The sequence below is a fragment of the Streptomyces sp. NPDC058525 genome (assembly GCF_042719495.1).
GTDB lineage: Bacteria > Actinomycetota > Actinomycetes > Streptomycetales > Streptomycetaceae > Streptomyces.
In genome coordinates this window covers 12,466-26,777 of the sequence record NZ_JBHXNP010000042.1, presented here as the reverse complement: position 1 = coordinate 26,777, position 14,312 = coordinate 12,466, and the positions used below count along the sequence as shown (strand labels likewise).

8 protein-coding genes and 1 pseudogene are annotated in these 14,312 nt (G+C 75.3%); 2 read left to right on the top strand and 7 right to left on the bottom strand.

All coding sequences use genetic code 11. The features are described 5' to 3' along the window. Positions 1-27 precede the first annotated feature (27 nt). The 4 genes from ACFWP3_RS20495 to lanKC all read right to left on the bottom strand — a co-directional run bounded on the left by ACFWP3_RS20495 (position 28) and on the right by lanKC (position 6,562). Complete coding sequence (locus ACFWP3_RS20495; RefSeq protein ID WP_384222918.1) at positions 28-1,878, bottom strand: ATP-binding cassette domain-containing protein; 1,851 nt, start codon at positions 1,876-1,878, stop codon at positions 28-30. Continuing rightward, positions 1,875-3,722 (bottom strand): ABC transporter ATP-binding protein, encoded by a 1,848-nt coding sequence (locus ACFWP3_RS20490; RefSeq protein ID WP_384222916.1) that lies wholly within the window; start codon positions 3,720-3,722, stop codon positions 1,875-1,877. The genes ACFWP3_RS20495 and ACFWP3_RS20490 overlap by 4 nt, the downstream gene beginning before the upstream one ends. Before the next feature lie 67 nt (positions 3,723-3,789). Next, positions 3,790-3,930: a SapB/AmfS family lanthipeptide gene (locus ACFWP3_RS20485; protein WP_384222914.1), complete on the bottom strand. Its 141-nt coding sequence runs from the start codon at positions 3,928-3,930 to the stop codon at positions 3,790-3,792. Further along, positions 3,917-6,562 (bottom strand): class III lanthionine synthetase LanKC, encoded by a 2,646-nt coding sequence (lanKC, locus tag ACFWP3_RS20480; RefSeq protein ID WP_384222911.1) that lies wholly within the window; start codon positions 6,560-6,562, stop codon positions 3,917-3,919. The genes ACFWP3_RS20485 and lanKC overlap by 14 nt, the downstream gene beginning before the upstream one ends. On the opposite strand from lanKC, the pseudogene ACFWP3_RS20475 reads away from it, so the two are divergent. After that, positions 6,555-7,573: pseudogene (locus ACFWP3_RS20475) on the top strand (serine hydrolase domain-containing protein). The gene lanKC and the pseudogene ACFWP3_RS20475 overlap by 8 nt on opposite strands. Before the next feature lie 49 nt (positions 7,574-7,622). On the opposite strand, the gene ACFWP3_RS20470 reads toward ACFWP3_RS20475, so the two are convergent. Then, entirely contained in the window at positions 7,623-8,165 is a 543-nt protein-coding gene (locus ACFWP3_RS20470) for a hypothetical protein (protein WP_384222909.1), read from the bottom strand. Here ACFWP3_RS20470 and ACFWP3_RS20465 point away from each other — a divergent pair. Next, entirely contained in the window at positions 8,164-9,369 is a 1,206-nt protein-coding gene (locus tag ACFWP3_RS20465) for a winged helix DNA-binding domain-containing protein (RefSeq protein ID WP_384222907.1), read from the top strand. The genes ACFWP3_RS20470 and ACFWP3_RS20465 overlap by 2 nt on opposite strands. A gap of 24 nt (positions 9,370-9,393) precedes the next feature. On the opposite strand, the gene ACFWP3_RS20460 is transcribed toward ACFWP3_RS20465, so the two are convergent. Together ACFWP3_RS20460 and ACFWP3_RS20455 are read right to left on the bottom strand one after the other, a co-directional pair. Then, entirely contained in the window at positions 9,394-12,408 is a 3,015-nt protein-coding gene (locus ACFWP3_RS20460; protein WP_384222904.1) for a hypothetical protein, read from the bottom strand. Further along, the gene (locus ACFWP3_RS20455; protein WP_384222902.1) at positions 12,409-14,271 is read right to left on the bottom strand and encodes an HSP90 family protein; all 1,863 of its coding nucleotides are present in this window, start codon (positions 14,269-14,271) and stop codon (positions 12,409-12,411) included. It abuts the gene before it with no gap. Positions 14,272-14,312 lie beyond the last annotated feature (41 nt).

Below are 14,312 nucleotides of genomic sequence, written 5' to 3'. Positions count from 1 at the left end.
CCTCCGCGCACCGGGGCGAGGACCGCGTCATGCCTCCGCGGTCCCGTTCCACTCCCCCACCAGATCGCGGTACAGGGGTGACCTGGCCGGAAGTTCCGCATGCGTACCGCACACGGCACGGGTCCCGTCGAGGACGAGGACCCGGTCGGCGCGGGCAGCGGACGAGACGCGGTGGGCCACGACGACGAGGGTGCCGGGACGGTCCGCGAGGGCCCGTTCGACCCACTCCTCCGTACGCGGGTCCAGGTGGCAGGTGGCCTCGTCGAGGAGCAGCAGCGGCGCCGGCGAGAGGTAGGCGGCGGCCAGTGCGAGATGCTGGCTCTCACCCCGGGACAGCTCCCGGGGGGACACCTCTCCGTCCAGGCCACCCAGGCGCTCGACCAGCTGTTCCAGGCCCAGGGCGGCGACCGCCCGTCGCACCTCGGCGTCCCCGAGTGCCGCGGCCGGCCCCGGGGACGGGTGGCACGGGTGGTTCAGGTGGGTGAGGTTCTCGCGCACGGTGCCGGTGAACACGTAGGCCTGCTGCGGCAGCAGGGTCCGCCGCGGGTCCGGTCCGCCGGCGCCCGGCTCCCGGCGGGCGGGCGCTCCGGCGAGGAGGACCGTCCCCGCGTCGGGCGGCAGCATCCCGGCGAGCAGCGCGGTGAGCGTGGACTTGCCGATGCCGCTGGGCCCGACCACGGCGAGGTGCTCGCCCGGCCGCACCACCAGGTCGAGGCCGTCGAGCACGGGGGCCGCACCGGGGCCGTAGGCGAAGGTGACGCCCCGGAGCTCGGCCGCCGCAGGTGTCCGCCGGCCGGTGCCGGTGTGGACGGGCGCCCGCGGCTCCGGCGCACGGTGGGCGTGCGGGGCCTGCGGCGGCGGGTCACAGAAGCGTTCGAGGACCACCAGCAGTCGGGTACCGGCCGAACCGAGCGCCGTCATCAGGGAGTTGAGGGCGGGAAGCAGCGCCGTGACCACGTACGTGAGACCGCCGGCCAGCGTCCCGGCGGTGATCCCCTGCCCGAGCAGCCAGGGGGTCGCGGCGAGCAGGGCGATCACCGGCAGCCGGCCCGCCGTCCCCAGGGCCAGGGTGCGCAGGGCCGCCCAGCGCGCGAGCGTGCGCGCCAGCCGCTCCTGGGTCGCGATCAGCGGTTCCACCCGGGCTTCCGCCGCCGCCTGTCCACCGCAGGCGACGATGTCGCGCAGCCCGTCCGCCACCTCCCCCACCCGGTCCGACAGCGCCTCGTCGGCGTCCAGGTACAGGCGTTGTACGCAGGCCATGGGGCGGAGGGTGGCCAGGAAGGCGGCGATGCCCAGCAGCAGCGGGGGCAGTACGACCAGCAGCAGCGCGGGCGCCAGGGCCGCCATGCCCGCGAGGGCGCCCACGGCGGTGAAGACGAACGAACGTGTGGTCAGGACCAGCCCCGCGAAGGAGTCCCGGGCCATCTCCGCCTGCTGCGTGAGCCGGGACACGGCTCCGGTGTCGGGCGTGCGGGCCGGGTCGGCGAGCGCGCGGTCCAGGGCCTGCCGGACCGCCCGCCGGACCAGGCCGTCCCGCAGCGGCTCCACGAGGTCGGCGAGTCCGGCGAACACACCGCGCAGCGCGAACCCGCCGAGCAGGGCGCCGACTCCGGCGGCGGCCAGCCAGACGAGACCGGTGCCGGTGCGGCCGGCGAGGAAGCCGTCGTCGAGGGCGCGGGCCACGCCGTAGCCCCCGAGGAAGGTGTGCGCGGATTCGAGCAGCGACCATGCCGCCAGCCGTCCCACCGCGCGCTTGCGTCCGCGCAGGAAGCGGCGGCCCTCGGGGGCCACCCGGCGCCATGCCTCGCCCTCGGTCACCGCGCCGCTTCCGCCGCCGCTCGGCGTCACGGAGCCGCCCGCGCTGCCGCCCCGGGTCACCGCGCCGCCTCCGCTGCCGCTTCCGTTGCCGCTTCCGTTGCCGCTTCCGTTGCCGCTTCTTCCGTTGCCGATTCCGTTGCCGCCTTCCCTTCGGTGTCCGCGTGCTCCTCGGCGGCGAACACCGCCCGGTAGTCCGGGTCCTGCCGCCACAGCTCGCCGTGGGTGCCCGCCGCCCGCATCCGCCCGTCCTCCAGCCATACGACGAGGTCGGCGCGGACGGCGGACGAGAGGCGGTGCGCGACCACGATCCGGGTGCCGGGCCGGATCTCGTGGGCGAGCGCCCGCTCCACCTGCCGGGCCGTGACGGTGTCCAGGCTGGAGGTGGCGTCGTCCAGCACGAGCAGCCGGCCCGCACGGCAGAACACCCGTGCCAGGCCGAGGCGTTGGAACTCGCCGCCGGACAGTGGGGCTTCGGCGAGGCGCGTGCCGTACCCGTGGGGCAGGCGCCGTACGAACAGGTCGGCGCCCGCGGCACGGGCCGCGGCGCGGACGGCCCTCCGGCCGGGGTCCCCACCCGCGCCGAAGGCGATCGCTTCCCCGACCGTGTCCCCGAGCAGCACGGGCCGGTCGAAGGCGTACCCGACCTCGCGGCGCAGCGCCTCGGCGGTGACCTCCCGCAGGGGTACGCCGTCCAGCAGGACCTGGCCGGCGTCGGGGTCGGTGAGCCGGCCGGCCACGGCGGCGAACAGCGTCTTACCCGCGCCGGACCGGCCCACCACCGCCACCGTGCTGCCTCCCGGGATCACCAGGCTGATGTCGTGCAGGACCGTCGATCCGCCGCGCACGACCCGCACGCCCCGCAGTTCCAGCGTGCCGGGGCCGCCCTCCGGCAGCTCCCGCCCGCCGTGACCCAGTACGGGCAGGGCCAGCAGGGCGGCGGTCCGCCGGGCGGCGGCGCGGCCGCGGACCACGGCGGCCAGCCCTCCGGTCACGGCCCCGACCCCGGCCGCGAGGCCCGCGTACCGTACGGCGGCGAGGAGTTCGCCGACCCCGATGGCTCCGGCCGCGAGGCGGATGCCGCCGACCGCGAGGACCACGTACAGGAGCATCGGCATCAGGGCCGCGGACCGGGCCGTCGTACCGCCGTAGACCTGCCACATCCGCCTGCCCTCGGTGCCGAGCTCCGGCAACCGGGCAAGGATCCGCGCGCGTTCGCGGTCGGCGCTGCCGGCGGCGGCGATGGTGCGCGCTCCGGCCAGTGCCTCTTGGAGCCGGCCGGCGGTCGCGAGCTGCACCTGCTGGTAGCGGCCGACGCTGGTGAGGGTGTCGCGGGCGAAGGCCCGCAGCAGGAGCACCAGCAGCGGGACGCCCGCGAGGAAGGCGAGCGCGGTCCACACGTCGATGAGGAAGAGTGCGGCCACCGCGCCGATGGGCGGCAGCAGTGCGGCGACGGCGTGCGCGGCGGCGGCCGGGACCCGGCCGGCCTCGGTGGCGTGTGCGGTCAGGCGCGCGGCGGTCTCGCCGGACGCGTGGCGGGCCGCGTGGTGCGGGGCCGTCCGCAGCAGTCGGGCGAGCCCGAGCCTGCGCAGCCGGGCGGTGGTGCGCCCGTCGACCTCGCCGGTCAGCCGGGCGGCGACGGCGTCCAGGACCACTTCGGCCGCGATGACCGCGGCGCACAGCAGCGTCCAGGTGAGGCCCGACGGGGCGCCGCTCAGGAGCAGGTCGAGGGTGTGGCCGAGGACGGCGGGTTCGCCGAGTGCCGCCGCCGCGGCGGCCACGGTGCATCCGAGGATGGCGGCGGTGCGCCCACCACTGTGCCGGGCCGCCGCCACGAGTGCCCGGTCGGCGCCCCGTTCCAGGGTTTGGGTCTCGGCCCGGTCGACCGCCGGGTCGGGGGGACTCATCGGCGGGTGCCTCCAGTGATGTGGTGCGGGCCCGGGCGGCGAACCCCCCGGGCCCGAGGCGACCTGGTCAGTTACAGGTCGTGAGGCTCAGGCTGCTGTCGCCGCAGAGCAGCAGGCTGGCCCGGCTGCCGCCACCGCCGCCGCCCGTCGCGACCTCGGTGGCCTCTTCCTTCGGGGTCTCCATCGACTGCAGGTCAAGAAGCGTCATGTCGGATCCTCTTCTTCTCTCGAGTGGTGCGATGGGTCACGGTCCCGGACGGGACCGGCTCGTGGGGCCGCGTGCGCTCGCGCAGCGGCGGGAGGAACGGCAGGTGCGCGCGCCCGCCGGGCGCCGCGCTGCCGAGGGCGAGGAGAGCGCCGGCCGTGCCCGTGGACAGGTCCATGGACAGCCGCATCATCTGCTCGCCGGGGAAGGCCAGATGCCCCTGGTACGGCACGGCGTGCCGGGCCAGTGCGTCGATCTGGCGGGCGACGGCCTCGGGTCCGGTGCCCGGGCCGGGTGTGGTGGTCCGGGCCAGGTGGAGGATCATCCCGGCGGCCCCGCGCATCAGCCCGGGCTGGGCGTAGAAGGTCGCCTGCGCCGCCCGTACGATCTCGCGCCGGGCCTGTTCGAAGCGCTCGTCGGGCCCGTGCTCCAGCCAGTCGTCGAGGACCATGCCGATGCCGACGCTGCCCTCGCCGAGGTACGGCATCGTGCGCCAGCCCTCGTTCACCTGGAGGGTGCCGTACGCGCTGGTGACGCAGCGGTCGAGGTCGCGGTGCAGGGCGTGGGCGGCCTGGATCAGCAGTTCCTTGTCGCCGGTGCGCTCGTACAGCCGTACCAGGAGCAGGGCGGGGCCGGAATGGCCGTACAGCAGTCCCGCGCGGGTGGGCCGATGCTCGGGCCGGGTGATCAGTTCGGCGCAGCGCAGGGCCGCGGCGTGCAGTTCGCCCTCGCCGCTGGCGGTGCCGAGCGCGTCCAGGGCCAGGCCGATGCCGGCGAGTCCGCCGTGCAGGTCGGGGCCGGCGCTCTGCCAGGGCTGGTGCAGGAGCAGGTCGGCGAGGGCGAGGGCGCGTTCGCGGTGCCCGAGGCGGTGCAGGGTCCAGGCGGTGCCGGCCAGGCCGTCGTAGAAGCCGAGCGGGGTGCCGGAGGCGGGGTCCGCCGTCCGGTCGAGCAGCCATTCCTCGGCCTCGGGCCAGGGGGCGGCGCCGGTTTCGGCGAGGGCGTGGAGCACTCCGGCGATGCCGTAGCCGAAGCCGGTGCCTCCCCCGGCGGCCGCGAACTGGGCGATGTCGCCCGGGACGAAGCGGTCCTCGCGGTCCGGGGTGGCGCTCGCGCGCAGCGCCGCGGTCATCGACGTACGGGCGGCCGGCCATTGCCCCGGTTCGACGGGCAGGTAGGGCCCGGCCGGTGCGGGCGGGCGCTCGCCCGGTGCGTCCTGCGGCACGCCGGACAGGATCTCCTCGACGGCCTCGTCGAGGAACTTCCGCGGTACGGGGAACTGCTCGGCGACGACGGCGGCCAGGTGCACGGCCTTGGCCCGGTCCAGGACGAGCAGGCTGGTCAGCGGGAGGAACAGGGCGAGCCGCAGGCAGGCGAGGGCGTAGCGGTCCACGGAGAACCCGCGCCGCTCTGCGGGGGCGACGAAGGCCGGGTTGGCCACGGTCTGCCGCAGGCCCTCGTCGACGTGCGCGGCGGCTTCGAAGTCGAGGAGCGCGACGGAGGGTTCGCCCGTCTCGTCCTCCGCCACCATGATGTTGAAGAGGTGGAGGTCGTTGAAGACCACGCCCCGGGCGTGCACGGCGTCGACGGCCGCCGTCACCCGCTCGTGGATCTTCAGTGCCCACTCGGTGTACGAGGCGAGCTCGGCCGGGTCGGGGTCCGCCTCGATGAGCGGGTGACGGCGGGCGAAGTAGGTGTTGAGCGGTTTGCCGGCGAGGTGTTCCAGCACCAGGAAGTGGTGGTCGCCGACCGTGAACGTGCCGCGGACCGCGGGGACGCAGTCCAGCCCCGCCAGCCGTTCCAGCGCGGCCTGTTCGCGGTGCAGCCGGGTCACCGCGTCGGCGCCGTCGGCGGCGAGTCCGGCGTGCGGGCGGGCCTCCTTGAGGACCACGGGTTCGCCGGTGCGGGTGTCCGTGCCGGCGTAGACGCCGCCTCCGTTGGAGAAGTGCAGGGCCCGCTCCACCGTGAAGGGGACGTCGGCGAGGGTGACCGCGGAGCGCGCCGCGAGGTGCGGCGCGAGGAAGTCGGGCAGTTCGAGCCATTCGGGCGTCTGGAACGCCGGCCCGCGGTGGTCGGGTACGAGCCGCCCGTCGGGGGCTTCGAGGGCGGGGACCAGTTCGCCGTGGTCGTCGTAGCAGTGCCGCAGGGTGAAGCTTCCGTAGCGCAGGTGGACCGGTCCGGCGCCCCAGCGCAGATCGCTGAGGATGTACGGGCCGGCCGCCCCGCCCAGCGCGGCGTCGAGGTCTTCCGCGATCCGGCGGCAGTGCTGTTCGTCGGCCGGGTAGACGGTGATGAACTTGCCGCTGGCCGCGCGGTCGGCGTACTTGGCGTTGCGCAGGTGCAGCAGGTAGCGGCTCGGTATGAACTTGAAGGCGATGCGCCGGGCGGTGCAGTACGCGTACACCGTCGTCAGGATCGACTCGGCGTTGTCGAGCGTGGCCGAGACGTGGATCTTCCAGCCCTGCGCGGGCAGTTCGACGGCGTCGGGACGCAGTGCGAGCCAGTCGCCGCTGCGGTGCGAGCGCCACCCCGCCGGGACGGGGGCGAGCGCGGCCGGGTAGCTCTCGCCGGCCCGCCGGTACGGCGCGTCGTAGAACCAGCGGTCGGCGTCGCAGAAGGCGGCGTACCCCTTGTTCACACCTGCTCCCTCGGTCGGTGGCAGACCTGACCGTGTCACGCCGCGCACAGGCGGCGACAGTCACGGCTGTCACCGGTGCGGTGTGCAGTACTCACGAGTCACCAAGACGGCGCAGGTCCGGCGGTGGCCGCGGTGGCGGCCACCGTCCTCGCCGGCCCCGCCCAGGCCGCGCCGGACATCGTCCCCGCGAGGGGCGGGCACGCAGCGACCCGCCGTGCGATGGACGCGGAGGTGAAGGCGGGCATCCCCGGCATCACGGCGCAGGTGCACGACGGCAGGGGCGTCTGGAGGGCGACGTCGGGGGTCGGCGACCTGACGACGGGGGCGCCGCGCGGCGCGAACGACCGGTTCCGGGCCGGCAGCATCACCAAGACGTTCGTGGCGACCGTCCTGCTCCAGATGGAGGCGGAGGGGAAGCTCCGTCTGGACGACCGTGTGGAGCGCCATCTCCCCGGCCTGGTGAGGGGCAACGGGAACGACGGGAACAAGATCACCGTACGCCAGCTGCTCAGCCACACCTCCGGGCTCTTCGACTAGGCCACCTCCAACCCCGGCAACGGCATCCACATCCCCCGCCCGAGCAGCCGCAGTTACTCCAAGCTGTTCGCGTCGGCACCCGACCGGATCGACGACGTCACCGAGATGAACGGCTCGCAGGGCTGGGCCGACGGCGACATCATCTCCACCACCGGCGACCTGAACCGGTTCTACGGCGCCCTGCTGCGCGGGGAGCTGCTGCCGCCGAAGCAGCTCAGGGCGATGAAGACGACGGTGTCCTCACCCGATCACCCGGACACGGCCTACGGGCTCGGCCTCACACGGCTCCGGACGAGCTGCGGCACCACGCTCTGGGGCCACGGCGGGGGCATGGTCGGCTCGACCTCCCTGGCCGTGTCCACGGAGGACGGCCGCCACCAGCTCGCCTACAACCGCAACGGGGACTGGAGCAGCGGATCCCCGACGAGCATCATGGAGACCGAGTACTGCCCCGCGGCGGCCCCGGCGGGCTGAGCCGTACCCCCGCCCCCGTCCGCAGGAGGGTCTGCGGGGGCTATGGGCTCTACGGGGTGTGCGTCGGGGCGAGTTTCGTGAGGACCAGCAGGGCGTCGACGAGGTCCTCCGCGGGGGCTCCGGTGGCCAGGCGGCGCAGCTGTTGCCCGAAGACCAGGGCGACGGCCGCGCCGGCCAGGCGTTCGGGGTCCGGTACGCCCAGCTGGGTCAGGATCCGGGTGGCGAGCAGGTCGTAGGCGGCGAAGCACTCGGCGGCGGCGGCGCGCAGCCGTTCGTCGCGGCCGGCCTGGACATACAGCTCGAAGGGCGCGATGTGCCGGCTGTCGAAGGCGTTGCCGCCCGCGACCTGCGCCACCGCGTCGTACGAGCCGTCCGCCGCGACCGGTGCGAGGTCAACGTGGCGGCGCTGGAGCTGCGGCTGCTGAGCGCCGTCGCCGGGCAGTTTCCCGGGTTCGCCGAGCGGGTCCAGGCCCGGGCGGACGTCGACGGCTCCGTACGGCAGATCGTCGAGGCCCAGCGCTCGCGCCGGTAGCCCGGAGCCGTCCGGCGCCGGTCCCGGCGCGGCTCCCGGCAGGTCGTAGCGTGGGGCCATGCAGACGATCCCGGTGTCCTGGACCGCCGCGAGCGCCCGCCGGATGGACCGGCAGGGGCTCCTGACTCCGCTCCCGGCGGGCCCCGCCTCGCCCGCCGACATCGCAGGGCGGATGCTCGGCGCGCACGCCCAGGTGGCGTCCGCGGCGGAACTCTCCATCGCGCTGCGCCTGGACGGCGCGACCCGTACGGACGTGCGCGACGCCCTGACCGGCGGGCGGCAGCCGGCCGCAGGGCCGGGGCCAGAACCGGGGCCGGGGCCGGCAGCGGGGGCTCTGGTCAAGACCTTCGGGCCGCGCGGCACCGTCCATCTGCTGCCGGCCCGGGACCTGTCCTGGTGGAGCGGGGCGCTCTGCGCCCTGCCCGCGCGCCCCAGCCCCCTCGGCCCCGAGGCCGGGATGACCGCCGCCCAGACGGACGAGGTGATCGCCGCGATCGGCGATGCGCTGACCGGCGCCGAACTGACGGTGGACGAGCTGACCGAGGCGATCGTGGCGCGGACCGGCGCCTGGGCCGCGGACCCGGTCATGCCCGCCTTCCAGACCATGTGGCCGCGCTGGCGCCAGATCACGCACACCGCGGCCCACCGCGGAGTGCTGGCCTTCGGCCGCGACCGCGGGCGCAAGGTCACTTACACCAACCCCGGCTGTACCCCCGCCGCCGCCACCCGGTCGCTGGACGAGCTGGTGGACCGCTACCTGCACGCCTACGGACCCGCCACCGCCCAGGACTTCGCCTCCTGGCTCGCGGCCCCCAAGGGCTGGGCCGGCGAGCTCTTCGCCTCCCTCGCCCGGCAGGGGCGCATCGAGGAGGTGTCCTTCGCGTCCGGCCGGGCATGGGTCGCCGCCGGCGACACCGCCTTCCCCGACGAGCCCGCGCGCGGCCTGCGCCTGCTGCCCTACTTCGACGCGTACGTCGTCGCCGGCCGCCCCCGCGAGCTGCTCTACCCCGAGGCCGCGGCCGGCCGCGCGCTGGCCGGCGGCCAGGCCGGCAACTATCCCGTCGTGCTGGTCGACGGCACCGTCGCCGGGGTCTGGCACCAGCGCCGCTCGGGCCGCCGCATCGCACTCACCGTGGAGCCGGTGGGCCGGCTGAGCGCGGCCCACCGACGCGCGCTGGACGAGCAGGCGCAGCGTACGGCCGCGGTCCTCGAGGCGTCCGTGGAGCTGACCCTCGGCAAGATCACCGTGGGACCCCACGCCTGACCCGCGCGGACCGCGGCTCCCGCGCTACCGGTTGAGGTAGTCCTGCCGCAGGGCGTCGAGGATGTGGGCAGCCTCGGGCAGGCCCGCCTCGCGGCAGCGGGCCGACGCCGCCGTCAGCCGCGCGATGGCCTCCTTGAACCGGGCGAGCCCGTTGCCCTCGATCAGGGCGGCGATCCGGACCGCTTCGGCGCGCGGTACCTCGCCGTGCTCTCCGCCCCGTTCGTGGGCGGCGACGGCCGCCTCCGCCTCGGCCAGTGCCTCCGGGAAGCGGTCGGCCTCCGCGAGGACGCGGGCTCGGCGGTAGTGCACCGAACCCGCCGCGTGCCAGGGGGCGAATTCCTCGGTCTCCTCCGGCACGGCGGCCCGGACCCCGTCGGCCCGCGCGAGGTGCTCCAATGCCGTGTCGAGGCCCTCGGCGCCCCGGGACCCCATGGTGAGGCGCGCGAACTCGCACATCATGTGCACGATCAGGCCCGGGTTCGGCGCCTCGGCGTGCGAGGCGACGGCGCGCTCGTACGCGGTGCCCGCCGCCTCCCAGCGGTCGGCCATCGCCAGTGCGGTGGCCGCCTCCGCCGCCACCAGGGTGTGGACGGCACGGTCGTCCTCCCACCCGGCGACGGTGTCCGCGAGCCGCAGGAACTCCTCGGCCGCGGGCAGGTACTCCCCCAGCTCGCGCAGCCCGCGCCCCAGGGTCAGCCGGGCCTGGGCGAGCACGCGTGCGTCGAGCGCGGGCGCCGCCTCGTCGGCCAGCACCGACTCCAGCACGGCGACGGCGTCGGCCTGCTGTCCGCTGCGCGCCAGCACATCGGCGAGCTGGAGCCGCGCGTCGGCGGCCTGGTCGTGCTCCCCGTCCTGGTCGAAGCGCGCCGCCGCCTCCGAGAGGTGGCGTACGGCGCCGCCGGCGTCCCCGAGGTGCGTGGCCGCGTGGCCGAGCAGGGCGTACGTCGGGGCCAGCGCGAAGTCCGTGTCGTCGTAGCGGGCCGCGTCGGACACCGCCCGGTGCAGGAGCTCCGCCGCCTCCGCCGGCTCGTCCTTGCAGAGCAGGATCTGGGCCAGCATGGCGCGCGGCCGCGAACCGCGCCAGGGCCGCCCGGAGGCGTCCACCTCCTCGAGCGCGGCGCGCAGCTCCTGCTCGGCGCGCACCGAGTCGCCACCGCGGCCGGCCAGGTCCGCGGCGAGCTGCCGCGCGTTGGCCGCCTGGTGGGGTACGGACAGCCGCTGCGCCTCGGAGCGCAGCGCCCCGGCACGCTCCTCGAACCTCTCCATGACGGGGCCCGCGGCCTCCGGCGGCTGCCGCAGCGCGTCGTGGTAGGCGGCGAAGGCGCAGGAGAACAGCACGTTCAGGTACTCCGTCACGCGCTCCGCCTGCTGCCCCTCGGCTCCGGAGTCCGCCTCGCCCTCGCCCCGGACCGTCAGCGGGAATGCGGCCTTGAGCCGCTCCGCCTCGCGCAGGGCCTCGTCCAGGCCCGCCCGGATCGCGTCCGCGTCCGGCCGTGCGCCTCCCCCGTCCGCCGCCGGGTCCTCCTTCGGGTCCTCGCCGTCCGTCTCCAGGTCGGAGGAGGCCCAGGCGAGGGCGCGGGTGCGGGCGGCGAGTGCGTGCCAGGGCATCGCGAGCCGCTCGTACAGCTCGGCGGCCCGCTCCAGTTCCACGCCGGTCTCCGGTACGCGGTCCTCCTTGGCAAGCCGGTACGCGCGGTGCGCGGCCAGCTCCGCCTGGAGGAGGTCCTCCGGGCCGAGCTGGTCCTCGTACGTGAAGGCCTCCGCGGCCAGGCGCTGCGCCACCCGGTTCCAGAGCCGGGTCTCCCCGGGGTGGCCGGCGGCCTCCATGCGGCGGGCCTCGCGCACCAGGGACACGAGGTCGTCGGCCACCTCAGGCTTCGCGGCGGGCGCGGAGCCGGCCGCCTCCGTACCGCCCGCCGCAGAGGACAGGGTGACGGACGCGCGCAGGCCGAGCGGCAGCGGCTGGTCCAGCAGCGGGCGCCGCGCGAGGCGCGTGCGGCGGTGGTCGCCGACGGCCGCGGTGGCGTTGCGCGCGTCGAACGCCGCGGTGAGCCGGTCGGCCTCGGTACGGACGTGGGCGAGGAGTTCACCGGCGCTCCAGTTCCGTCCGGGTGGGCCCGCGACGGCAGTGTCGCCGTGGCCGTCCTCGACGAGGCGGGCGAGGAGCACCTCGACGCCGGTGAGGAAGTGCAGGCGGCCCAGGGGGGCGCCGGTCGCCTCGAAGAGCGGGCGGTTCTCCGCGAGGATCTCCAGCCCCCGGCCCTCGTTGCGCGACAGGGCGCAGAATTCGAGGTGCAGGCCGACCTCGTCCTGCATGCCGGTGTTGCCCCGCACCCGCCGGTAGCCGGTGAGGTGGTGGGAGCGGGCGTCGTCGGTACGGCCGGCGCGCAGCAGCGGCAGCAGGGCGCGGGCCTGGCTCATCTGCGGCTCGTCGCTGCATCCCATGGTTCCGTCGAGGACCGGCCGCCAGACGTCCAGCGCTCCGGCGTCGTCGTCGGCCGTCACCTGGTGCCGGGCCAGGTGCCGGGTCTCGCAGGCTTCGCAGTCGCTCAGTTCGGTACGGGGGCGGGTGGCCCACAGGTCGTAGGCGTCGGCGACGCCGTCGCCGGTGTGGGCGGCGAGGTGGTAGCGCATCGCCGCCACCGGCTGCATGCCGTGCTCGGCGGCCTCGTAGCGGGTGCGCATCTGGTCGATCCATCCGCGGATGGTGGCCAGGGGCACCTCGGGCACCTGGAGGAGGGAGGTCGTCACCCACTTGAAGCGCCAGAAGACCTGGTGGGCCTCCCACTGGCTGAAGGCTTCGGGAGCGGTCTCCCACAGCTTGAGCACCCGGGCGAAGACGACGGGCGACTTGCGGTGCTCGCCGGTGAACTCGTACGCCGACATCAGCTCCAGCAGGGCCGTGATGAGGACGTCGGGCTTGTCGAAGGGGTCGGCCGCCTCGACGAGCTCCTCGGCGGTGATGGTGCGCTGCAGGCCGTGGGGGCGGTCGTGGTTCTCGCGGAGCGCCTCGACCACGGCCTCGGGGGTGTCCAGCATTCAGTGTTCCTTCCGGAGCTCGGAGCCGGGTGCCCCGGTGCCGGGGTGGTGCATGGCGTGGGTGAGCAGGCCGATGAAGGCCCGGTTGAGCAGGGCGCTCTCGCCGGCCCGCAGCGGGCGCCGGCTGAGCAGCAGGGCCTGGCCGTAGAGGGCTTCGGCGGTCGTGACGGCCAGTCCCCGCTCGGTGATCGTGATCGCCTGGCGGACCAGGGGGTTGAGGTGGTTCAGGACGAGCTGGGCGCGCGGGGTCTCGTGGTGCAGGGAGCCGAGGATGTCGGCCCACAGGCCGTCGCTGTCGGCGGCGAGGCTCGACCTGGTCCGCTCGTGGCGGGCTTCGCGGTTGTCGAGGAGCAGCGCGGGTGCGGTGACGGGCTGGAAGTCGCGCAGCACGACGTCGCAGTCGTGGACGCCGATGGTCTCGCGGGCCACGGCCAGGAAGTGCGCCGCGCGCAGTTCGGCGGCCGGGTCGACGGCGTCGAGGTGGGCGGTGACGGTGGCCGGGTCGAGGTCGGTGACGGCCGTGCCGGGACGGATCTCCGGCAGCCGGTGCACGAGGTCGCGGTCGTACGTGTACCCGCCGTTGACGACGCCGAGGCCGGCGGCCGAGGCGATGGGCGCGACCTGGCGGAACTCCTCGACGCTGCGCGCGACCAGGACGGTGGGGTGCGCCCGCGCGAACTCCTCGAGGGTGACGTTGCCGTCGGTGGTCTCGAACGGCAGCCACGGCAGCACGATGCGCAGCAGCTCGTCGTCGTAGCGGGCGAGCGCCTTGACCGCGAGGTGGTGCGTGTCGATGAAGCGGTGCAGCAGGGACGGGTCGCTGGCGGCGAGTCCGGTGAGCCAGTCGCGGATGCGGTCGCCGAGGGCGTCGCGCACGGCGGACAGCGTGCCGTCCTCGTACAGCGCTTCGCGGGAGGCGGTGGGCCGCAGGCTGGTGGTGTCCACCACGCAGCGCACGAAGAAGGCCCATTCGGGGAGGAGTTCGGGGGCCTGGTCGGTGAGCAGCATGCCCTTGAGGTGCACGCGGTGCCCCGCGCGCTGTGCCGGGCTCACGGCCGTGGGCAGGACGTAGGCCACGCCGCGCAGTCCGGCGGCGGGGAGGTCGAACTCGATGGTGTCGAGCGGGGTGAAGTCGAAGAGCCGGCGGCAGTAGGCGGTCAGCGCCTCGCGGCGGGCCAGCGGGGAGCGGTGGGTCTGCTCCCACGGGGGTGTGTTGTTGATCCGGTGGGTCTCGCCCCGCGGGCCGACGACGGTGACCTCGTGTCGCAGGAGACCGCCGTAGTGCCGGGCCAGGGAGACGACCTGCTCCGGCTTCGTCCACTCGGCGTTGTCGGCGCGGGGGGTGAGGCGCACGGTGGTGCCGGGCTCGGGGACGGCCGAGGCGGGCAGGGTGCGGATGGTGTAGCGGCCGTCGGAGTGGCCGCGCCATTCGACGGCGGGGGCCGCCGGGTCGGCCGCGGACCGGCTGAGCACGGTGATCTCGTCGGCCACGACGAAGCAGGCGAGCAGTCCGATGCCGAACTGGCCGATGAACTCCCCGCGGGCGGCGTCGAGCCCGGCGCCGTCGAGGACACCGTCCGCGGTCCGCTTGGAGCTGCGCCCGATGGTGGCGAGGAAGCGGTGGACGTCGGCTTCGGTCAGGCCGATGCCGGTGTCCGTGACGGTGAGGGTGTCGCCGGTGCGCACCGTGATGGCGGCGGGCGCACCGGGGTCGGCCGCCTGCCGTGCGGTGATGGCGTCAACGGCGTTCTGCAGCAGTTCGCGCAGGTAGACGCGGGGGCTGGAGTACAGGTGGTGGGAGAGCAGGTCGACCAGGCCGCGCAGGTCGACCTGGAAGGTGTGGGCGGATTCGGATGGGGACACCTGGCACGGTCTTTCGGTGGGCGCGCCGGCGCGGCCGCGAG

What these genes read in the sequence shown, in the direction of transcription:
- ACFWP3_RS20490 (WP_384222916.1), bottom strand. Translation starts at nt 3,722, where the DNA reads ATGAGTCCCCCCGACCCGGCGGTCGACCGGGCCGAGACCCAAACCCTG.
- ACFWP3_RS20485 (WP_384222914.1), bottom strand. Translation starts at nt 3,930, where the DNA reads ATGACGCTTCTTGACCTGCAGTCGATGGAGACCCCGAAGGAAGAGGCC.
- ACFWP3_RS20465 (WP_384222907.1), top strand. Translation starts at nt 8,164, where the DNA reads ATGCAGACGATCCCGGTGTCCTGGACCGCCGCGAGCGCCCGCCGGATG.
- ACFWP3_RS20470 (WP_384222909.1), bottom strand. Translation starts at nt 8,165, where the DNA reads ATGGCCCCACGCTACGACCTGCCGGGAGCCGCGCCGGGACCGGCGCCG.
- ACFWP3_RS20460 (WP_384222904.1), bottom strand. Translation starts at nt 12,408, where the DNA reads ATGCTGGACACCCCCGAGGCCGTGGTCGAGGCGCTCCGCGAGAACCAC.